This is a genomic window from Endobacterium panacihumi (assembly GCF_050847465.1).
GTDB classification, from domain to species: Bacteria; Pseudomonadota; Alphaproteobacteria; order Rhizobiales; family Rhizobiaceae; genus Neorhizobium; species Neorhizobium panacihumi.
This window is the reverse complement of record NZ_JBOZRA010000006.1, coordinates 176,723-196,258: the sequence shown is the minus strand read 5'-3', so window position 1 is coordinate 196,258 and position 19,536 is coordinate 176,723. Positions and strand designations below refer to the sequence as shown.

Sequence of the window (19,536 nt, the reverse complement as noted above, 5' to 3'; positions counted from 1 at the left end):
GTATCGGCGCGAAGCTGCCGCTCTCAGTGATCGTTTCAATGTCTGCTGTCTTCGTTTGGCTTGATGTGGTTCGTGTGTGCCAACGGTGACACTTGACGAAAAGCGATTGGGGCACGATTGAGTGGCTCAAATCCGGCTTTAGCGAACGAAGAATGGAAAACATGTCAAACGACACGACACAAGACAGCGATCTGCTGGAACGGTTTCAGGTTTTCCTCGCCGACAGGATGAACAGCTTTTATCTCTCCGTCAGAGACGCTTTCGCAAGGCTTCTGAAGACTGAGTTTCCCACAAACATCAAAGGGCTGCACATCGAGGTTTTTATCGATGATCCCGCCTTTTCTTTCAGGCTGTTTAGCCAGGGACAAGACGATGTGTGGACAGATGATTGTGAGCAGATCAAGGCGTTGAACGACACAATAGGCCGCATCTGGCCTATCGTAACGCAGGACGAACTCGATCAATACATCATATGGGAAGATGATCCGAAGTGGGGGCGTCAAGTGGCCCTGGAGCAACCGCTCGACACGCTGAACATCTCTGGAATTGTCTTTCCGTGGCTCAGGAAAATCGTGTCAGAGGCCAAAGGAGATTGTTCACTCCCCATCACGATAGGGGTTCACGACATGGGCTCGCCGGAAGAGCTCTGATCAAAACACTGAGACCCTGCGATTGATGAATTGTGCAGCAGTCGCAACCTTGGGCTCAAATCGCCTGTCGCGAAAATACCGATGAAGGTGAGAGGTGTTTTTCGGACTTCTGCACCATCTGGAACAGGCGTTTTCTGACAGCAGTCACGACCGCTTCTGGCGCAAAGACGCTATGGTGGGCAGCCTCCCGCAGACATGCGACCTCGATTTTCATACCTCGACCGGACACAATCTTTCCGGGGCCAGTGCGCCGCCGTCATGGGCCAGAACCCGCAGATTGGATGCCCCCAGCATGGCGGTCAATGGACGGCGGATAGCGCTTTCTCGCTCGGAACGGGCCAAGATCGATCTTCCTCAATCATTGCCCGGATACCTAGCCTTAACACCAGATATCCAGCCTTATGCCTGGATATCCGGGCAAACAGAAAACGTCGATGAAGGACCGTCAGGCATCGTTTCGGCCTCACACCGAAAGCGGTCGCTCGCCGTTCACCCAGGCCATGTCTTCCTGCGTCAGCGGCACTTCGCGCAGTTCGCGGTTGACGAGAAAGTTTTCGGTCTCTTCCGTGGTGATCGCCAGCTCCACCTTCGCATCGAACCGGGAGCGAAAAGCCTCGATGATTTCATCGACGATGACTTCCGGCGCCGATGCACCGGCGGAAATGCCAAGCGTGCGGATGGTGCCGATCTCGTCCCAGTTCAGCTCGGAAGCGCGCTGAACCAGCATGGAGCGTTTGGCCCCGGCCCGCAGCGCCACTTCGACCAGCCGCTTGGAATTGGAGGAATTCGGCGCGCCGACGGTGATGAACAGGTCGCAGCCATCGGCCGCCTGTTTGACCGCTTCCTGACGGTTGGTGGTGGCATAACAGATACTGTCTGCCGATGGCGCGGTCAGGTTCGGGAACCGCTCCTGAAGGCGGGCAATCACACCGGCAGTGTCATCCACCGACAGTGTCGTCTGGGTCACGTAACCGAGATTGTCCGGGTCGGCCGGGACATAGACGTCGGCATCCGCGATGGTTTCGACCAGAGAGACCGTGCCTTCCGGCAATTGCCCCATCGTGCCGATCACTTCCGGGTGGCCGGCATGGCCGATCAGGATGACATGGCGGCCAAGACGCTGATGGCGCATGGCCTGCTTGTGAACTTTCGAGACCAGCGGGCAGGTGGCATCGAGATAGAAGAGATTGCGCGACTGCGCATCTTCCGGCACCGATTTCGGCACGCCATGCGCGGAAAACACCACCGGCTGCTGGCGGTGTTCGGCCGGGATCTCGTTCAGTTCCTCGACAAAAATGGCACCCTTGGCTTCCAGACCTTCGACGACATAACGGTTATGAACGATCTCGTGGCGGACATAGACCGGCGCGCCATAGGCTTTCAGCGCCAGAACGACGATCTGGATGGCGCGATCGACACCGGCGCAGAAGCCGCGCGGGCCGCAGAGCCGGATGGTCAGCTCGGGCTTTGCATCGATTGGCCGAGCGTCGGCCTGTTCAGTCACCTGAATGTTCATTCCGTTCCACACGAAGGGGCGAGCCGACAAAGGGCACGCCGCGATAGAGGGCCTCTTGACGCTTCATATAGGCGAGACACGCCAAATGCGCCAAACAAAATTTGCCGGAACTGGCAAAACGCAAGCCATCCCGACTATGCGCGGCGGCGCTTCAGCCACATGGCCGCGACGACACCGGCAAGCGCCAGCGCCAGCCCGTACCATGTCACCGCATATTGCAGGTGATTGTTGGGCAGATCGAACTGGGTGACGCCACCGACCGGAAAACCACCCGGATTTTTCACCGATGCATCGGCATCCACAAAAAAGGGCAGCACGCGGGCCGGATCGAGACCGGCGCTCGTCGTCATCGCGGCGATGTCCTTCCAGTAAAAAATGTTTTTGGGAAGGTCGTTGTCCGGCACCAGCGAGGATGGTTTTGCGCCGAGTTTTGCGCGGGCATAACCGGTGAGCGTTACCTCGCCCGCCATCTGCCCTTCGGCACGTTTTCCGGGTTCCTTCATCTCATAGGGAACGAAACCGCGATTGAGGAACAGCGTGCGACCATCATCGAGCGTCATCGGCGTGTAGACGTAAAAGCCGGTCTGGCCCTGATGGGTGGCGAAAAAATGCCGTTCGTGGGCGTGATCGAAAATGCCGGAGACGCTGACACGGCGGAATTCGATATCCTCGCCCTTTGCCTGCGCCGTCTCGATATCGGAAAGCGGCACGGGCGGCGCATCCCGGCGCTCGGCGATCTTTGCGATCAGCCCCTCCTTCCAGTGCAGGCGCTCCACCTGCCATGTGCCGAGCGAAAGCAGGATGGCGAGACAGACAAGGACGAGGCTGGCGGTGAAGATGGTGCGGCCACGGGACGGGGCGCGCGGCGCGCCCTTCGCCTGCGCGTTGACAACAGAACCACTGACCTGCTCGCTCATTCCGGCCTCCCCTTGACAGAAAAGACCCTATCACGGCCTTATCTCGATGGGCGTGCCGTTTTTGACGAGATCCCAGATCTCGTCCATCTCTGCATTGGACACGGCGATGCAGCCATTGGTCCAATCGAACCACTGGGTGAGCGGCGAAAACCAGCCGAGATGATTGCGCTGGCCATGGATCATGATCATGCCGCCCGGATCCTCGCCAGCGGCGGCCGCCCGCGCCTTGTCCGCCTCGTTGGGATAAGAGACATGGATGGAGCGGTGATACCCGCTGCCGGGATTGCGCCAGTCGAGCACGTAATTCCCCTCCGGCGTGCGCTCGTCGCCTTCCTTTTCCTTGTGACCGACCGGCGATCCGCCGAGCGCGATGGAATAGGTTCTGACCACCTGATCACCATCCATGATCTGCATACGCCGCTCGGATTTTTTGACGAGGACATGGGTGATGGACTGGGCCGCGGCGCTGCCCGCTGTGGACAGGACGAGCAGTGCCGGGACGAGCCAGAGGAAGGGCCGGTGCATGCGTGACATCTCTCCTGATGCGGACGTCGGTGAGGAGATCGATTTCAGAGGAAGATGGCGGGCGGATGGCGGCTTGGAGCGCCAGCGCGAAAGTCGTTCAGTCGTCATCAAGCCCACTGTCGAGTTCCATATCAGGCGTCTGCATCAACATGCGACCGTGACGGATAGAGATGACCTCAATTATCCCGCCTTCGTAGAGATAATCGAGAAGGTAGTCGCCCGCGACAAGCGTTCGTCCGCCAACGATCTGCAATCCGTGATGACGATTGCCGGCTTCAGGAAACTGCTGCAGCAACTGCCTGGCATTCCTGATTGCAAGCGAGAAATTGCGGGCGGCGGCGGGATTGTGCTGCCGCAGATATTCGGCCTCCCGTCGGACGTAGTTTGCTGCGTCCGTGGAAAGCCGGATGGGGATCATGCCACCTTACCAGCTATGATCCGATCCATTTCGGCGATGACATCATCGATGTCTTCGTATTCTCCATCCGCAATCTGCTGTTTGCCGCGCAGGGCACCCAAAACGTCGGCACCTTCGTTCATCAGGTAGGAACGCAATGCCCGGACTATGATGTAGCTGCGCGAGCGGTCGGTCGCCTTGGCAATAGTTTCGATATCGCTCAGGACATCGCCGGGCATCCGCAGCGTGACGGATTCAGATTGGATTGTTTTGGTCATCGAGGCCTCCGCAGACGCAAGACAATGTAAGACAATTTTCACTTACGAACAAGCGAGCCGTTCGTTTCGGACATCACCCCCAGCCGCCTGATCGCTTCGCCCGCGATCGCCATATTGTCCTCCCACGATGGCAGCCCGGCGGCAAAATTCTTCGCCCTCTCGCGTGCAGCACCATAAGCGACCGCATCTCCCATCATCGCCGCGATACGCTCTGCTATCTCCGCCGGATCATCCGCATCCACCAGCATAGCAACCTCCGCCGCCCAGCTCGCGACCGCACCCGAGGGTGTCGAGATCACCGGAATGCCACGGCAAAGCGCCTCCGAAATCGCCATGCCGTATCCTTCGTAGAGCGAGGATGCCGCGTAGAGGTGGGCCTTCTGCCACAGTGCCTCCAGCGCATCGGGAGACAGTTCGCCGGTGAGCGTGATATGGTTGTTCAGGCCGCTGATATCGATGAAGTTCTGCAGGGAGGCGACGTAATCGGGGTAACGTTCCGTGTTGCCAACGATGATGAGAGACCAGTCGGATCGGTCGATCTTCGCCAAGGCCTCGATCAGAAACTCGTAACGTTTGCGCGGAATGACCGCGCCGACAGAGAGCATGCGCCACGGCCCGCCGTCGTAGGCTGGACTTTGCGGTACCGGATCGTTGCCCGGTTTGGCGGTGACGATCTTTTCGTCCGCTATGCCATAGCCGCTCGCGATGTAGGCGTGGCTTTTGTCGGATGTGACGATGATGGCGCCTGCGAGTTCCAGCGCGGATTTTTCGACGGTATCGCGGCCCGTGGCGGCCTCTCCCTCCCCTCGCTCCTCCGTCATCGAATGATGATAGATCAACACCAGCCGAAATTTCCGCTCCCGAAGGATCGGCAGAAGCATGCAGCCATAGATGTGGTCCATCAGCAGAACCGCACCCGGCTCGATTTCATCGAACAGCGCTGCGATCTCGTCCAACACCCCCGCATCGGGCGTCGGAAAGCACACCGGCACGGTGATTTCCCGCACGCCGCTCAGATGGCGGTCGAGCCAGTCGATCAGGTGGCGATTGTAGATCCAGCCGCCGGTTTTTTGTTCGTAATCGGTGCTGTAGAAATGGTGGATCGGCATTCTCGAGGCTGCCCGCGTGACGTTTTCACCGACCATGGCATCGCCCGCCACGCCACGTCCAGCCCCGCCAAACAGAAGCCCATAAACAGAAGAAAGGCGAGTGCCTCCCAACACCCGCCTTCCCTGCTTCCTGTTCGGTCTGCGTCGCCGGCTCAATGCGCCAGCGGCGCGCCCCAATCGCCCCAGATATAGATCGCGAAGAACAGGAACAGCCAGACAACGTCGACAAAATGCCAGTACCAGGCGGCTGCCTCGAAGCCGAAATGTTTTTCCGGCGTGAAGCCGCCTGATATCGCCCGGATCAGGCAGACGATCAGGAAGATCGTGCCGACCAGAACGTGGAAACCATGGAAGCCGGTCGACATGAAGAAGGTGGCGCCATAGATCGAATTCTTGAAGTCGAACGGAGCATGCGCGTATTCGTAAGCCTGCACGCAGGAAAACAGCACGCCGAGCGCCACCGTCAGTGCCAGACCGTTGATCAGGCCCTTGCGGTCACCATGCAGAAGCGCGTGGTGCGCCCATGTCACGCAGGTGCCGGAAAGCAGCAGGATCACCGTGTTATAAATCGGCAGATGCCAGGGATCGAGAACCTCGATGCCCTTGGGCGGCCACTGACCGCCGGTGAATTCCAGACGCGACGCCTGAATGGCTTCATGCGGGTAAAGGCTGGCATCGAAAAACGCCCAGAACCACGCCACGAAGAACATCACTTCCGAAGCGATGAACATGATCATGCCGTACCGCAGGTGCAGCGACACGACGCGGGTATGGTGGCCTTCGCGGCCTTCCTTGATCGTATCCGCCCACCAGCCGATCATCGTATAAACGACGATGGCGAGGCCGATGAAAAACAGCCACGGCGTCGCAAGGTTGAGCCCAAAAATCTTGAATTCGCCGCCATGCAGATAGCGCATGTAACCGACGCCGCCGAAGGTGAGGATGAAGGCGCCGATCGAGGCCAGGAAGGGCCAGGGGCTCGGGTCTATGATGTGGTAATCGTGGTTCTTCTGATGCGCATCGGCCATGTCGTCACTCCCCTGACCTGAACCTTTTCTGCCCGAAGGCAAACCCTCTTACAGTTTCCTGCCGTCCGTCACGTTTTTATCCGGCAAAGCTGCGACGGGCTTGGCCGCCGGCGTGCTCGGATAGAATGTGTAGGACAGCGTAATCGTGCGGATATGTTTTGTTTCTTCGGCGGTCGCGAGATCCGGATCGACGAAGAACACCACAGGCATGTCCAGCGTTTCGCCCGGCTTCAGCGTCGTTTCGGTGAAACAGAAACACTGGACCTTGTTGAAATAGGCGCCCGCCTCCATCGGCGTGACGTTGAAAACGGCCGTGCCCGTCACGTCATGCGGGGAGCGATTGGTCGCCTTGTAGGAAATCTGCACCGTTTCGCCGAGTTTTGGCTCGATCGAGCGATCGACCGGGCGGAAATCCCAGTTGAGGCCGTTCGATGTATTGGCATCGAAGGTGACGCGGATCTTCTGGTCGAGAATGCGGGTGGAATATTGTTCGACGCGCTGGGTGGTGCCGTTGTAACCGGTGACCTGACAGAACAGTCGGTAGAGCGGCACGGATGCGTAAGCCGCGCCGACCATGCCAAAGGCAAAGATGAAGCAGGACACCATGATGGAGCCGTTGCTCATCCGCTTGACGGTTTTTGCCGTGGATGGCTGCACGCCAGCCGAAGCTCCGCCGTCAGATGGCGAACCCGGCTCTTTCCTCCCTGTCTCCTCCGTCAATCCTGCCTCCCGTCAGTTTGCGAAGCCGCCGATCTTGATCAGCGTCACGATGTAGAACAGCACAACCAGCGCCGCCAACACCAGACCGAGCGCCACATTGCGCCCTCGTCTGGATTTTTTCTGCGCCTCGTTGAGCTTGACCGTTTCGATCATCCACTCACTCCAAAGATGCCCCAAACGCCGGCCAGCCAGTGATCGGCCAGCAGTGCGCTGAAAATGGCGAACAGATAGAAGATGGAATAGAAGAACATCTTTTTCGCCGGCACCATCTTTTCATCGCCATCCGGCATGCGCAGCACGAGGATGGAATAGAAGGTAAAGATGGCACTGAGGACGGCGGCAAAGATGCCGTAACCGATGCTGGCGAGACCGGTAAAGGCCGGCGCGACGGCAACCGCAAAGGTCAGCAGCGTGTAGACGAACATCTGGCGTTTGGTGGAACGTTCGCCGACGACATTCGGCATCATCGGAATGCCGACGGAACCGTAATCGCGCATCTTGAACAGGGCGAGAGCCCAGAAATGCGGCGGCGTCCACATGAAGGTGATCATGAACAGGATGGTGCTGTTCACAGACACATCACCCGTCACGCAGGCCCAGCCCAGCATGGGCGGAAAGGCGCCGGCGGCACCGCCGATGACGATGTTTTGCGGCGTCGAGCGCTTCAGCCACATCGTATAAACGACGGCGTAAAAGAAGATGGTGAAGGCCAAGAGGCCGGCGGCGAACCAGTTGACGGCAAGGCCGAGGATCGCAACGGAAAACACCGACAGCGTCAAGCCGAAAGCCAAGGCTTCGCGCGGCTGCACGCGGCCATCCGGGATCGGGCGTTTGGCGGTGCGGGTCATCACCTTGTCGATATCGGCGTCATACCACATGTTCAGCGCGCCGGACGCGCCCGCGCCGACGGCGATACAGAGAATGGCGATGGCACCGAGGATCGGGTTGATATGACCGGGTGCCAGAACCATGCCGACAAAACCGGTGAACACGACCAGCGACATGACGCGCGGCTTCAGGAGTTCGAAAAAATCGCGCGCATTGGCTTCCGACAGGCCTGACGCCTGCTCGCTGCCGAATGTGTCGTGATCCTGAATGACTGTCATGCGGTCGTCCTGTTCTCGTATCGTATGGCGAAGGCGGCGCAATCGCTGCGCTGCCTCCCCCCAGAGTGTGTCAAATGCTTATCTGATGCGCGGCAGCTGTTCCCACTGGTGGACCGGCGGCGGTGAAGACAGCTGCCATTCCAGCGTGGTTGCGCCCTCTCCCCACGGGTTATCCCCCGCGACGCGCTTCCTTGCGAAGGCTTCCCATACGCCGAAGAGGAAGATCAGTACACCCACAAAAGAGATGTAGGAGCCGATCGAGGAGACATAGTTCCAGCCTGCGAACGCATCCGGATAATCGATATAACGGCGCGGCATGCCGGCAAGGCCCAAGAAATGCTGCGGGAAGAACACCAGGTTCACACCGATGAACATGACCCAGAAATGCAGTTTTCCGACGAACTCGTTATACATGTAGCCGGTCATTTTCGGGAACCAGTAATACCAGCCCGCGAAGATGGCGAAAACGGCGCCGAGCGACAGCACGTAATGGAAGTGCGCGACGACGTAATAGGTGTCATGCAGCGAACGGTCGAGGCCGGCATTGGCCAGCTGAACACCCGTCACACCACCCACCGTGAACAGGAAGATGAAGCCGATCGCCCAGACCATTGGCGTCGCAAACGTGATCGAGCCACCCCACATCGTCGCGATCCACGAGAAGATCTTGACCCCTGTCGGAACCGCGATGACCATCGTGGCGAAGACGAAATAACGCTGCGCATCCAGCGACAGGCCGACCGTATACATGTGGTGGGCCCAGACGATGAAGCCGACAGCACCGATCGCCACCATGGCATAGGCCATGCCGAGATAACCGAAAACCGGCTTCTTGGAGAAGGTGGAGATGATGTGGCTGATAATGCCGAAGCCGGGCAGGATCAGAATGTAGACTTCCGGGTGACCAAAAAACCAGAACAGGTGCTGGTAGAGGATCGGGTCACCGCCGCCTTCCGGCGAAAAGAAGCTGGTGCCGAAATTGCGGTCGGTCAGCAGCATGGTGATGCCACCCGCCAGAACCGGCAGCGACAGCAGCAGCAGAAACGCCGTGACCAGAACGGCCCATGCAAACAGCGGCATCTTGTGAATGGTCATGCCCGGTGCGCGCATGTTCAAAATCGTGGTGATGAAGTTGATGGCGCCCAAAATCGACGAGGCACCCGCCACATGCAGCGCAAAGATCGCCAGATCGACCGCCGGTCCCGGCTGGCCGGAGCTGGCGAGCGGCGGATACATGGTCCAGCCGCCACCCGCGCCATAAGCGCCTGCCGGGCCTTCGACGAACATCGAAAGAACCAGCAGAAGGAAGGCCGGCACGATCAGCCAGAAGGAAATGTTGTTCAATCGCGGAAACGCCATGTCCGGCGCACCGATCATGATCGGGATCATCCAGTTGGCGAAACCGCCGATCATCGCCGGCATGACCATGAAGAAGATCATGATCAGCGCGTGCGCGGTGGTGAACACATTGAACATGTGCTTGCCGCCATCGATGGCGGCATCGCCTTCAAAACCGTAAACCATCGCCGCCAGACCGTGGAAGATCTGGATGCCGGGTTCCTGCAGTTCCATGCGCATGGCAACCGACATCAGGCCGCCGACAATGCCCGCCATGATCGCGAAGATCAGGTAGAGCGTGCCGATATCCTTGTGGTTGGTCGACAGGAACCAGCGCGTGAAGAAGGACGGCTTGTGGTGATGATGTGCGTGATCGTCGTGCGAATGCCCGTGGTCATGTGAGTGGTCGTGCGAATGATCGTGGGCGTGATCATGTGAATGATCGTTATGTCCGGCCATATTGTGTCCCTCCCCTTACTTCGAAGCCACGGCAACGGATGCAGGTGCTGCATCGGTCGCGGCCATCAATGCCTTGTAGGCGCCGGGAAGATCTCCCGCGGCGGCAGCCTTCCAGGTGTCGAACTTGTCCTGAGACACGACACGGATGGCGATGGGCATGAAGGCGTGGTCCTTGCCGCAAAGCTCGGAACACTGGCCGTAGTAGAGGCCTTCCTTTTCGGGTTTGAACCATGTTTCGTTCAGGCGGCCGGGTACGGCGTCGATCTTGACGCCGAAGGCGGGCATGGCGAAGGCATGGATAACGTCGGTGGGCGCGGCCGTCACCAGCACGCGCACGGTCTTGTTCACCGGAAGAACCACCTCATTGTCGACAGCCAAGAGGCGCGGATAGATTTTGACGTCTTCCTTGCCGGCCGCCGCACGATCGGGTTCCTTCAGCATGTAGCTATCGAAGGCGAGCGGATTGTCGCCGCCCTCATATTCATAATTCCACTGCCACTGAGTGGCCGTCGCCTTGACCGTGATGTCCGGATTTTCGGGCATGGTCAGCTGCGCGTTCAGAAGATTGAACGAGGGAATGGCGAGAAAAAGCAGGATCAGCACCGGAGCGACGGTCCAGACGATCTCGATCGCGGTATTGTGACTGGTGCGCGAGGCAACCGGATTTTTCGCCGCACGGAATTTTACCGCCACGACGATCAGCAGCACCAGCACGAAAAGGGTGATCGGCACGATAAACGAGAGCGAGTAGTGATTGAACCACTTGATCTGGTGCATGATCGGCGTCACCGGCTCCTGGAGATCCAGTTGCCAGGGTTTTGGTTGGTCGGCGACTGCAGCAGTCGCCGAGAGCAGACAGATCAGCGTACCGACCCCCGCGAAAGCCCGTAAAATCATCATGCACCTCCCTTACATTTTGATCCGGCTCAAATCGCAATGCAGATTTCCCTGCTACACACCCCGGTTCAATCATAATTTGCGTTTTGCCGCAATATGCGCACATTCGCCCTGCTGCGGCATTTTAGCCCGCCTGCACACAATCTTTGCGCGCAGTTTCAAACCCTTGCGGCAACGGCCTATCCCCGGTAGAGCAGGCGTGGTCCGCTTGAAGCCGCAGTCCCACTTTCGCCGCACTCGGCTGGAAAGAGGGCTTAAGGCTTTTCATTCCTGGGGTCGGCGACGACAATGCGCCGTGATTCGATATCTTGAGGTTTTCATGGCGCTTCGCGTTATCCGCCACCGTGTTCTGTCCGTCTGCGTTGCAGCTTTAGCCACCGGCTTTGCCTTTTCGGCATCCGCGCAGCTGGCGCCGCCGACTTCGAACGAAAAGCAGCCGCGGCCGGAAGCCACCACGCCGCAGCAGCCCGGCAATGTGCGCGGCAGCCACGGCGCATGGTCCGTTCTCTGCGACAAGCCGGCCGGTGCCGCCACCGAACAATGCGCGCTGATGCAGAACGTGATTGCCGACGACCGCCCGGAAGTGGGCCTGTCCGTCGTCGTGCTGAAGACCGCCGACCAGAAATCGAAAATCCTGCGTATCCTCGCACCGCTTGGCGTGTTGCTGAAGGATGGCATGGAGCTTTACGTCGACAACAACAATATCGGCCGCGCCTATTTCACCCGTTGCTTCAACGAGGGCTGTTACGTTGAAGTCGAGATCGACGACGAACTGATGCGCATCCTGCGCGCCGGCAAGAGCGCCGTGTTCGCGCTGCGTGAATCGGTCGATCAGGACCGTGTCGGTATTCCGATCGAGCTGACCGGCTTTGGCCCCGGCTACGACGCCCTGCCCTGATGGCAGCCTTCGAGAGCCAGAGCTTTACCCTCGCCTATGACGACGGCGTCGTAAAAGACTCTGTCCGCACCTTCATCATGCGTCGCGCCTTTATCGAGCAGCGCATGACGTGGGTGATGGCAGCCCTGATGGCGGCCTTTTCCGTCTACCTTTTTGGCGCCGGCGGCAACGACGTGTTTGCGGCCGTGCTGCTGCTGCTCGCTGTCGCGCCGTTCATCTGCGTTTTCATCTTCCAGCGCATGCTGATCGCCCGCACACTGAAGCGGCACCGCCGCACGGCTGATGTGACCGTGAATGCGGATGGCATTGCCGTTGTGTCCGACATTGGCGAAGGCGGCATGCTATGGCGTGACGTGACCGAGATCTGGGAACTGCAGAGCGCCTTTCTGATCTTCACCGACACGACCGTGTTCGACACCTTTCCAAAGGCTGGCATGCCGGACGTGGTGCAGGCGCATCTGAAAGCGCGGGCAGAGCAGATGGTGGTTGGGCAAAAGGCTTGAGGCTTGCGTCCGCCCCGTGGCGGACCTACATCGGATTCCTGATATATTTCGGTTGGGCAAGTGATTTGCGTTTGCGCTTGTGTCTGCCCCTCACCCTAACCCTCTCCCCGTCAAAACGGGGAGAGGGAACGAGGCACACGCGTTCGTTTCGCTTGAGGCAAAATGGCGCGGCATACCCCTTCTCCCCGCGGGCGGGGAGAAGGTGCCGGCAGGCGGATGAGGGGCAGCCACAACCACCAGTCCGACAGGCCGCCAAGGAGCATGCATGAACACCGACCTTCTCAACCTGTTCGACGTCGATGAAACCAGACTGCGCGAGATCCTGGCGCAGACGCTTTCCGGCGCCGATGACGGCGAGCTTTATCTCGAACATGCGCAGGCGGAATCGCTGGCCTTCGACAATGGCCGGCTGAAGGGTGGATCTTTCAACACCGACCAGGGTTTTGGCCTGCGCGCCGTCGCCGGTGAAGCGGTCGGTTATGCGCATTCCGGCGACATGTCTGAAGCGGCACTGAAACGCGCCGCCGATGCCGTGCGCGCCGTCACCTCCGGTTATTCCGGCTCCTACGCGGCCGCCCCGCAGCGCACAAACAAAAAGTATTACGGCGACGAAAACCCGATCGGCGAGCCGAGTTTTGAAGCGAAAGCCAAGCTGCTGGCCGAAATCGACGCCTATCTGCGCGACAAGGACCCGAAAGTGCGGCAGGTCTCCGCATCCATCGCCGCTTCCTGGCAGGTAGTCGATATCCTGCGCGCCGATGGCCACCGCGTGCAGGATGTGCGTCCGATGACGCGCATCAACATTTCCGTCGTCGTCGGTGACGGTGACCGTCAGGAGAGCGGTTCCTTCGGCACCGGCGGCCGCGTCGGCTTCGGCGAATTCGTGAGAGAAGGCAACTGGAAGAGCGGCGCCGACGATGCGCTGCGGCAGGCACTCGTCAACCTTGAAGCGATCGATGCGCCGGCCGGCACAATGGACATCGTGCTGGGCAATGGCTGGCCGGGCGTGATGTTGCACGAAGCCGTCGGCCACGGTCTGGAAGGCGATTTCAACCGCAAGAAAACCTCGGCCTTTGCCGGCCTGCTCGGCGAAATGGTGGCCGCTCCCGGCGTCACCGTCGTCGATGACGGCACGATCGACAACCGTCGTGGTTCGATCACCGTCGACGACGAAGGCACGCCGTCCGCCTATAATGTGCTGATCGAGAACGGACGTCTGGTCGGCTACATGCAGGACCGCCAGAATGCCCGCCTGATGGGCATGAAACCGACCGGCAACGGCCGTCGTCAGGGTTATGCGCATGTGCCGATGCCACGCATGACCAATACCTACATGCTGTCCGGCGACAAGACGCCGGAAGAAATCATCTCGTCGGTGAAGAAGGGCATCTATGCGGTGTCCTTCGGCGGCGGACAGGTGGATATCACGTCGGGCAAATTCGTGTTCGGCTGCACCGAGGCTTATATGATCGAGAACGGCAGGCTGGGCGCGCCGGTGAAGGGCGCGATGCTGATCGGCAACGGCCCGGATGCGATGAAGCGGATTTCCATGGTCGGCAACGACATGAAACTCGATACCGGTATCGGCAATTGCGGCAAGGCCGGCCAGTGGGTGCCGGTCGGCGTCGGCCAGCCGCATCTGCGCATGGATCAGGTGACCGTGGGCGGCACCAAGGCCTGAGAGGTTCGGTCATGAGCGAGATCACCGTCCGCCCGTTCGAACCGAAGGACAAGGATGGCGTGGTTTCGGTCATCCTGCCGATCCAGCGCGAAGAGTTTGGCTTTTCCATCACCGCCGAGGACCAACCGGACCTCGCCGTCATTCCCGACTTCTACCAGACGGATAAAGGCGGGTTCTGGGTGGCGGAAAAGGACGGCGTGATCGTCGGCACCATCGGGCTGAAGGACATCGGCAACGATCAGGCGACGCTTCGAAAAATGTTCGTGGCAGCGGAAGCGCGCGGCCGCGAACACGGCACGGCGGCAAGATTGCTGGAGCGCTTGTTTGCCCATGCCGCCGGGGCCGGTTTGAGCGAGATCTTTCTCGGCACGACGGAAAAATTTCTGGCCGCACACCGGTTTTATGAAAAGCACGGTTTTGAGCAGGTGGAGAAGGCGCATCTGCCGGAAACGTTTCTGTTCATGAAGGTGGATACGCGGTTTTACCGGATAGATCTGCGCGGACCATCCGGAAGCCTTAGTAAATCTACGGTATATTGACGATATACATCGATCTCCACGAGATAATCGCGCAGTTTCGCCCAATAAAGCCTCAACAACACTTGTTCCCTCGACACATCGCCTTATCTGTCGGCGTCATTGACATGACGTGACCCGAGGATTTCAGGCATAATGATCGACTGCACATTTTCTCTCAACAACCGCCCGATGAGTGTATTCAAATGCGGCGCGGCCTCCGTGCCTGCTTTTTCAGGATTGGGCGACCGCGCCAACCGGCTGGAATTCGCCTGCATGGCGGGTGTCGGCCCGATACCGCCGGGCACCTATTACATTTTCGACCGCCAGTCCGGCGGCACGCTTGGCTGGGTCCGCGATATTTTCAGCGGCCGTTCCGAGTGGTTCGCGCTTTATGCCGTTGACGGCAAGATCGATGACGAGACACTGTGCGAGGAGATCAAGCGCGGCAATTTCAGACTGCATCCGAAGGGGCCGCTTGGCATAAGCGAAGGCTGCATCACCATCGAAAACCGCAATGATTTCCAGCGAATCCGCAGCATCCTGAAGAATGCGACACCGCAGACCGTGCCGGGCACCGATCTTCAGGCCTATGGCAAGGTCGTTGTGTCATGAGGAAGCCGTTTCTGTTTCTGCTGTTTCTCGTGTGGGTGATCGCGATATCCGCGCTCCTCACGCGTTTCTGGCTTTTGTATCCGGATTATTTTCCTGCCGTTCCCGTTTCCGTTGCGGAATATCTGGCGTCCCTTTACGGGGCGCAGAATGCGGAACAGGTGGCGGACCTTGAACTTCTGATCGGGTTTGGTGTCAGCATCCCGCTTGTGGCCCTGATCACCTGGGCGGGATTGCGCCTTGCAGGGCGACGCGCCTGAGCACTGGCACGGGAAGCAATCCTGATGCTTGAAAACACAGGCGGCGCGCCCCTCAAAACCCGCCGCTTGACACATTCTCGAAAATCCGGGCACCTGCGGCACCTAACCCATGCCGCAGCGATCCACCCGCCATGTCCCTCGAAACCTTTCTCGATACGCTCAACGCATGGCTGCCCGGCCAGAACTGGTCACAGGTGGCCTTCGTCTTTGCCGCCGCCACCATTGCCGGCCTTGCGCGCGGTTTTTCCGGTTTTGGCGGCGCGCTGATTTTTGTGCCGCTGGCCGGTGCCGCCATGACCCCGAAAATCGCCTCGGCGCTGCTGCTTCTGATCGATGGCACGATGACGCTCGGCATGGTGCCGGCCGGATGGAAAAAGGCCAACCGCCGCGAGGTCGGCACGATGCTGATCGGCGCGCTGTTCGGCGTGCCGCTGGGCACCGCGCTTCTGGCGCTCGCGCCGGCGGTGACGTTGCGCTGGATCATTTCCGGCGTGGTCCTGCTGCTGCTTGCCTTCCTGATGTCCGGCTGGCGTTATCATGGCCGCCCGAAGGTGCCGCTGACGATCGGTGTCGGCTGGCTGGCCGGCCTGTTCGGTGGTGCGGCCCAGATGTCCGGCCCGCCGGTTGTCGCCTACTGGCTGGGCGGCGCCATTCCGGCGCAGACGGTGCGCGCCAATCTCGTCGTCTATTTTGCGCTCGCCACGGTGATTTCCGCCACCTCCTATATCGTCAGCGGCATTCTCACGCTTGAGGTCGTGCTGCTGGCAGCCGTCATCGCCCCCGGTTATGGGGCCGGGCTTTATCTCGGCTCGCACCTGTTCGGCATCGCCAGCGAAAAGACGTTTCGGCGGATTTGTTATTCGCTGATCGCCATGGCGGGGTTGATCGGCTTGCCGCTGTTCGATGCGTGGCGGTAGAAGGGGCCGTCAATGCTTGGCAAAGGTCTTTGCATTGCAGCACTTTTGGGTATGTTGCTTACCGCTCCGTGGGCGTTCATGCTGATCGCGATGGGCTTTGATGCGCCGGGCGCGACATGGGGCTGGCTCCATACCATCGTCGCCGGCCTGCCTGTCTCGCTCGGCATCATTTCCATGGCGTCGTTGCGCTGGGCAACGCACGGCGACAGCCTTCCATTAATCTGTGGTTTCACCCTGCTTCTTGCCGACGCCCTGGCTTTGGCTTTGCTCTGGATTTTGTACTAAACGTCCGCGTGGAACGACATTGTATTGCGCAATGCAAAAAATTCTGCAAACAACAAAATAGCATCAATACAGACATAACGACAGAAACTTCGCGACATCTGTATTCACTATAAAATTTCTAATATTTCCAGAGAAGGAAATTTTCATGCAGAATGGTGAAGCGCGCCCGATGTCGACACCGGCCATACTGGGTATTTTTACGGCTGCATTTGGGGCACTGGTCGTTCTTCTCGTGATCGTCGTCACCTTCCTGCCGTTCAACAACCCCGCCATGGGGCTGATCGTCGTGTTCGCCGCCGGTGGCGTGGCCGCCAATGTGTGGTTTTCACGCGAAAAGGCAGCCCCTGCGAGCGGCCGCGCCTGGGCGCTGGCAGCCATGTGCGGCCTCATCGCGACCCTCCTGTCCTCCGGCGCCGCCATTCTGGGCCTTTCGGGCGACGACCGGCTGTGGAACGAGCTGACCGGCGCAGGTCTGACCATGGTGATCGTGCTTGCCGTCATCGCCGTTCTGCAGATCCTCATCGTGCGCCTCAGCTTCTGGCTGTCCTTCCGGCAGGCGGTGAAGAAGGCGGCGTGAGGTGGCGGCCCCTCAACGAAAACCGGCAGAAAGTGGATCATGAGCGCATGGCGCCGCAAGGCCATCGAGGCCGCACCTGAGCTGCGTGACGTCATCGAGCGCACATGGTCTCCCATGGCGGCATGGATCGAGCTGCATCTGCATTTCGACACGGTCGTGAAAGCCGGTGAGCTGGACAAGGCCCGGCGGATCATGGATTACGCCCGCGACTGCATGGCCTCGCCAAACCGCGACATCGGCACCGCCGTTGCTCACGCCTTTATCGAACATCTTGCCGAAGACACGCATGTGCGTGCGCGCCTGCCCGAACTGATCGGCGCGGAGGAGGTTCGGGCATGGTGGGCGCTGATGGGCTATCACGCGGATGAAACGGTGGTTGCTGCGCTTGAAGCGGCCTGCCGCGAGCGCAGATAAGTTCCCTCCCCCAAAACCCCGCCCGCCATTCTTTAACAACGCTTAAGACAACCGCGCTAGTTTCCCTCAAATGATCACATCCGGGGTGGCAAAATCGCGATGACGGGCAGGTTTGACGCAGTCTGGCGCCGAAGCGTCAAGCGCGCGCTGATCTTGAGCGGCCTTGAAGCGGCCGCCCTTGCGGCGCGTGCCAACATCATGCCGTCGGCGCGTGGGCGCGGTGCCATCTTCACGCTGCATCATGTGCGCCCGCCCGAGGGCCATCCGGCAGAACCGAACGCCCATCTCGACATCACCCCCGAATTTCTCGATGGCGCCATCCGCCAGTTGAAGGCCGATGGCTACGACTTCCTGTCGCTTTGCGATGTGGCATCGCGCATGAGAGAGCCGCACCCTGCCGGCGCAAAACCTTTCGCCGCCTTCACACTGGATGACGGTTATCGCGACAATGTCGAATACGCATTGCCGGTGTTCGAGCGCCATGGCGTGCCCTTCACGGTCTTCGTTGCCAAGGGATTTGCGGAGCGCACCCACGGGATGTGGTGGGAAACCCTGGCCGCTCTCCTGAACGTTCTACCGGAAATCCGCTTCGATTTCGGTGCGGGAGAAATCACGCTTCCGCTCGAAACCGGCACCGACAAGCTCGACGCCTTCGACCATTTTTCACGGTTCATCGCGTCCGGTCCCGAAACCACGCAGGTGGCGGTGATCGATGCGCTGGCCGCACGCCACGGCATCGATCCGCTGCACATTACCCGGCAGTTGACGATGGATATCGGGGAATTACAGGCCCTGTCGAAACATCCGCTGGCCTCGCTCGGCGCCCACACGGTCAGCCATCGCTCCATCGCGCAACTGGATGGGGCAGAGGCACGCGAGGAGATGCGCGCCTGTATCGAGTGGATGGAGCAGACTTTTGGGCAGCGGCCGAAAAGTTTTGCCTACCCCTATGGCACTGCGAGCGCGGTTTCGCAGCGCGACAAGGATCTGGCCCGCGAACTCGGTTTCGATCTCGCCGTCACCACGCGGCCGGGCACGATCAGCGATGCGCTCAGCGACCGCATGACCGGCCTGCCACGCATTTCGCTGAACGGTTATTACCAGCAGCCGCGTTATGTTTCGGCACTGGCATCCGGCCTGCCGTTTGCGCTTTCGACCAAACCGCGCACGGCGGGTGACAAGGGCCTTTCACCGGCGGGTGAAGTGGTGGGGTAGTTCCGAAGGGGCAAGCGCGTGGCAGCCCCTCAAAAACTCACGGATACATCCGCACCTTTTGCCAATCACCCTCCGGCGTCTCGCGGCGAAACTCCACGCGGTCGTGCAGCCTGAACGGACGGTCGTGCCAGAATTCGATCGACACCGGCCTGATCCGGAAACCCGACCAGTGCGGCGGGCGCGGAATGTCGCCGATCGCGTAACGGGCGGTATATTCGGCCACCGCCTTTTCCAGCGCGAACCGGCCTTCCAATGGTCGCGACTGTTTTGATGCCCAGGCGCCGATGCGGCTGCCGCGCGGGCGCGTCGCATAATAGTCGTCGGCTTCCCGATCGCTCACGACCTCGACCTCGCCGCGCAGACGCACCTGTCGGCGCAGCGATTTCCAGTGGAAAACCATGGCCGCTTTTTGCTGCCCCAGAAGCTCGCGCCCCTTCTGGCTTTCGAAATTCGTATAGAAGACGAAACCGCGCTCGTCATAGCCCTTCAACAGCACCATACGCACGTTCGGCAGGCCATTTTCGTCCACGGTTGCAACCGCAACGGCATTCGGATCGTTGATCTCCGAGGCCGTGGCGTCCTGCAACCAGGCGCCAAAGAGCGAAAATGGTTCATTTTCCTCGGTGAAGTCACCGGATGTTAACTCAACTTCTGTCATATTGACGAAAATGCTCCCGATATATGAAGTGCATCCGAAACAGTTTCGAAGTGGACGCAAG

26 protein-coding genes are annotated in these 19,536 nt (G+C 59.8%); 12 read left to right on the top strand and 14 right to left on the bottom strand.

The window, feature by feature from the left end; all coding sequences use genetic code 11:
• The first annotated feature begins 92 nt into the window (after positions 1 to 92).
• A complete protein-coding gene (locus ACRQ1B_RS22765; protein WP_432296388.1) occupies positions 93 to 650 on the top strand; it encodes a hypothetical protein in 558 nt (185 codons plus the stop codon).
• Positions 651 to 860: 210 nt separating this feature from the next.
• On the opposite strand, the gene ACRQ1B_RS22760 is transcribed toward ACRQ1B_RS22765, so the two are convergent.
• The 13 genes from ACRQ1B_RS22760 to coxB all read right to left on the bottom strand — a co-directional run bounded on the left by ACRQ1B_RS22760 (position 861) and on the right by coxB (position 10,940).
• Complete coding sequence (locus tag ACRQ1B_RS22760) at positions 861 to 992, bottom strand: hypothetical protein (RefSeq protein WP_432296387.1); 132 nt, start codon at positions 990 to 992, stop codon at positions 861 to 863.
• A 121-nt stretch (positions 993 to 1,113) separates the two neighbouring features.
• Positions 1,114 to 2,166: a 4-hydroxy-3-methylbut-2-enyl diphosphate reductase gene (gene ispH, locus ACRQ1B_RS22755; protein ID WP_432296386.1), complete on the bottom strand. Its 1,053-nt coding sequence runs from the start codon at positions 2,164 to 2,166 to the stop codon at positions 1,114 to 1,116.
• 134 nt (positions 2,167 to 2,300) lie between these two features.
• Positions 2,301 to 3,083 (bottom strand): SURF1 family protein, encoded by a 783-nt coding sequence (locus ACRQ1B_RS22750; RefSeq protein WP_432296385.1) that lies wholly within the window; start codon positions 3,081 to 3,083, stop codon positions 2,301 to 2,303.
• Positions 3,084 to 3,113: 30 nt separating this feature from the next.
• A complete protein-coding gene (locus tag ACRQ1B_RS22745) occupies positions 3,114 to 3,608 on the bottom strand; it encodes a L,D-transpeptidase family protein (protein ID WP_432296384.1) in 495 nt (164 codons plus the stop codon).
• Positions 3,609 to 3,705: 97 nt separating this feature from the next.
• A complete protein-coding gene (locus tag ACRQ1B_RS22740; RefSeq protein WP_432296382.1) occupies positions 3,706 to 4,026 on the bottom strand; it encodes a type II toxin-antitoxin system RelE/ParE family toxin in 321 nt (106 codons plus the stop codon).
• A complete protein-coding gene (locus ACRQ1B_RS22735; protein ID WP_432296381.1) occupies positions 4,023 to 4,283 on the bottom strand; it encodes a CopG family ribbon-helix-helix protein in 261 nt (86 codons plus the stop codon). Before ACRQ1B_RS22735 ends, ACRQ1B_RS22740 begins: the two co-directional genes overlap by 4 nt.
• Positions 4,284 to 4,321: 38 nt before the next feature.
• Entirely contained in the window at positions 4,322 to 5,503 is a 1,182-nt protein-coding gene (locus tag ACRQ1B_RS22730) for a glycosyltransferase family 4 protein (RefSeq protein WP_432296379.1), read from the bottom strand.
• Positions 5,504 to 5,544: 41 nt separating this feature from the next.
• Complete coding sequence (locus ACRQ1B_RS22725) at positions 5,545 to 6,420, bottom strand: cytochrome c oxidase subunit 3 (RefSeq protein ID WP_432296378.1); 876 nt, start codon at positions 6,418 to 6,420, stop codon at positions 5,545 to 5,547.
• A gap of 48 nt (positions 6,421 to 6,468) precedes the next feature.
• The gene (locus tag ACRQ1B_RS22720; protein ID WP_432296555.1) at positions 6,469 to 7,044 is read right to left on the bottom strand and encodes a cytochrome c oxidase assembly protein; all 576 of its coding nucleotides are present in this window, start codon (positions 7,042 to 7,044) and stop codon (positions 6,469 to 6,471) included.
• Between the two features lie 108 nt (positions 7,045 to 7,152).
• Positions 7,153 to 7,290, bottom strand: coding sequence for a cytochrome c oxidase system small membrane protein (locus ACRQ1B_RS22715; RefSeq protein WP_132273684.1), 138 nt, complete (start codon positions 7,288 to 7,290; stop codon positions 7,153 to 7,155).
• Positions 7,290 to 8,246 (bottom strand): heme o synthase, encoded by a 957-nt coding sequence (gene cyoE / locus ACRQ1B_RS22710; RefSeq protein ID WP_432296377.1) that lies wholly within the window; start codon positions 8,244 to 8,246, stop codon positions 7,290 to 7,292. The genes ACRQ1B_RS22715 and cyoE overlap by 1 nt, the downstream gene beginning before the upstream one ends.
• A 78-nt stretch (positions 8,247 to 8,324) precedes the next feature.
• Positions 8,325 to 10,043, bottom strand: coding sequence for a cytochrome c oxidase subunit I (gene ctaD, locus ACRQ1B_RS22705; RefSeq protein ID WP_432296376.1), 1,719 nt, complete (start codon positions 10,041 to 10,043; stop codon positions 8,325 to 8,327).
• A gap of 15 nt (positions 10,044 to 10,058) precedes the next feature.
• A complete protein-coding gene (gene coxB / locus ACRQ1B_RS22700) occupies positions 10,059 to 10,940 on the bottom strand; it encodes a cytochrome c oxidase subunit II (protein ID WP_432296554.1) in 882 nt (293 codons plus the stop codon).
• A gap of 319 nt (positions 10,941 to 11,259) precedes the next feature.
• On the opposite strand from coxB, the gene ACRQ1B_RS22695 reads away from it, so the two are divergent.
• The 11 genes from ACRQ1B_RS22695 to ACRQ1B_RS22645 all read left to right on the top strand — a co-directional run bounded on the left by ACRQ1B_RS22695 (position 11,260) and on the right by ACRQ1B_RS22645 (position 18,817).
• Complete coding sequence (locus tag ACRQ1B_RS22695; protein ID WP_432296375.1) at positions 11,260 to 11,838, top strand: invasion associated locus B family protein; 579 nt, start codon at positions 11,260 to 11,262, stop codon at positions 11,836 to 11,838.
• Complete coding sequence (locus ACRQ1B_RS22690; RefSeq protein WP_432296374.1) at positions 11,838 to 12,341, top strand: YcxB family protein; 504 nt, start codon at positions 11,838 to 11,840, stop codon at positions 12,339 to 12,341. Before ACRQ1B_RS22695 ends, ACRQ1B_RS22690 begins: the two co-directional genes overlap by 1 nt.
• 265 nt (positions 12,342 to 12,606) lie before the next feature.
• Complete coding sequence (gene tldD, locus ACRQ1B_RS22685) at positions 12,607 to 14,022, top strand: metalloprotease TldD (RefSeq protein ID WP_432296373.1); 1,416 nt, start codon at positions 12,607 to 12,609, stop codon at positions 14,020 to 14,022.
• 11 nt (positions 14,023 to 14,033) lie between these two features.
• On the top strand, positions 14,034 to 14,561 hold the full coding sequence (locus tag ACRQ1B_RS22680) for a GNAT family N-acetyltransferase (RefSeq protein WP_432296372.1): 528 nt from the start codon (positions 14,034 to 14,036) through the stop codon (positions 14,559 to 14,561).
• 132 nt (positions 14,562 to 14,693) lie between these two features.
• Positions 14,694 to 15,152, top strand: coding sequence for a DUF2778 domain-containing protein (locus ACRQ1B_RS22675; RefSeq protein ID WP_432296371.1), 459 nt, complete (start codon positions 14,694 to 14,696; stop codon positions 15,150 to 15,152).
• Positions 15,149 to 15,409, top strand: a complete 261-nt coding sequence (locus tag ACRQ1B_RS22670) for a hypothetical protein (RefSeq protein WP_432296370.1) — start codon at positions 15,149 to 15,151, stop codon at positions 15,407 to 15,409. Before ACRQ1B_RS22675 ends, ACRQ1B_RS22670 begins: the two co-directional genes overlap by 4 nt.
• Positions 15,410 to 15,540: 131 nt before the next feature.
• Positions 15,541 to 16,326 carry a sulfite exporter TauE/SafE family protein gene (locus ACRQ1B_RS22665; protein ID WP_432296369.1) on the top strand — a complete coding sequence of 262 codons (786 nt, stop codon included), beginning with the start codon at positions 15,541 to 15,543 and terminating at the stop codon, positions 16,324 to 16,326.
• Between the two features lie 12 nt (positions 16,327 to 16,338).
• On the top strand, positions 16,339 to 16,611 hold the full coding sequence (locus ACRQ1B_RS22660; protein ID WP_432296368.1) for a hypothetical protein: 273 nt from the start codon (positions 16,339 to 16,341) through the stop codon (positions 16,609 to 16,611).
• A gap of 145 nt (positions 16,612 to 16,756) precedes the next feature.
• A complete protein-coding gene (locus tag ACRQ1B_RS22655; RefSeq protein WP_432296367.1) occupies positions 16,757 to 17,188 on the top strand; it encodes an ABZJ_00895 family protein in 432 nt (143 codons plus the stop codon).
• Positions 17,189 to 17,227: 39 nt separating this feature from the next.
• Positions 17,228 to 17,602, top strand: a complete 375-nt coding sequence (locus ACRQ1B_RS22650) for a DUF7674 family protein (protein WP_432296366.1) — start codon at positions 17,228 to 17,230, stop codon at positions 17,600 to 17,602.
• A gap of 99 nt (positions 17,603 to 17,701) precedes the next feature.
• Positions 17,702 to 18,817 (top strand): polysaccharide deacetylase family protein, encoded by a 1,116-nt coding sequence (locus ACRQ1B_RS22645; protein WP_432296365.1) that lies wholly within the window; start codon positions 17,702 to 17,704, stop codon positions 18,815 to 18,817.
• Between the two features lie 37 nt (positions 18,818 to 18,854).
• Here ACRQ1B_RS22645 and pdxH read toward each other — a convergent pair whose 3' ends face one another.
• Positions 18,855 to 19,475, bottom strand: a complete 621-nt coding sequence (pdxH, locus tag ACRQ1B_RS22640) for a pyridoxamine 5'-phosphate oxidase (protein WP_432296364.1) — start codon at positions 19,473 to 19,475, stop codon at positions 18,855 to 18,857.
• Between the last annotated feature and the right edge of the window lie 61 nt (positions 19,476 to 19,536).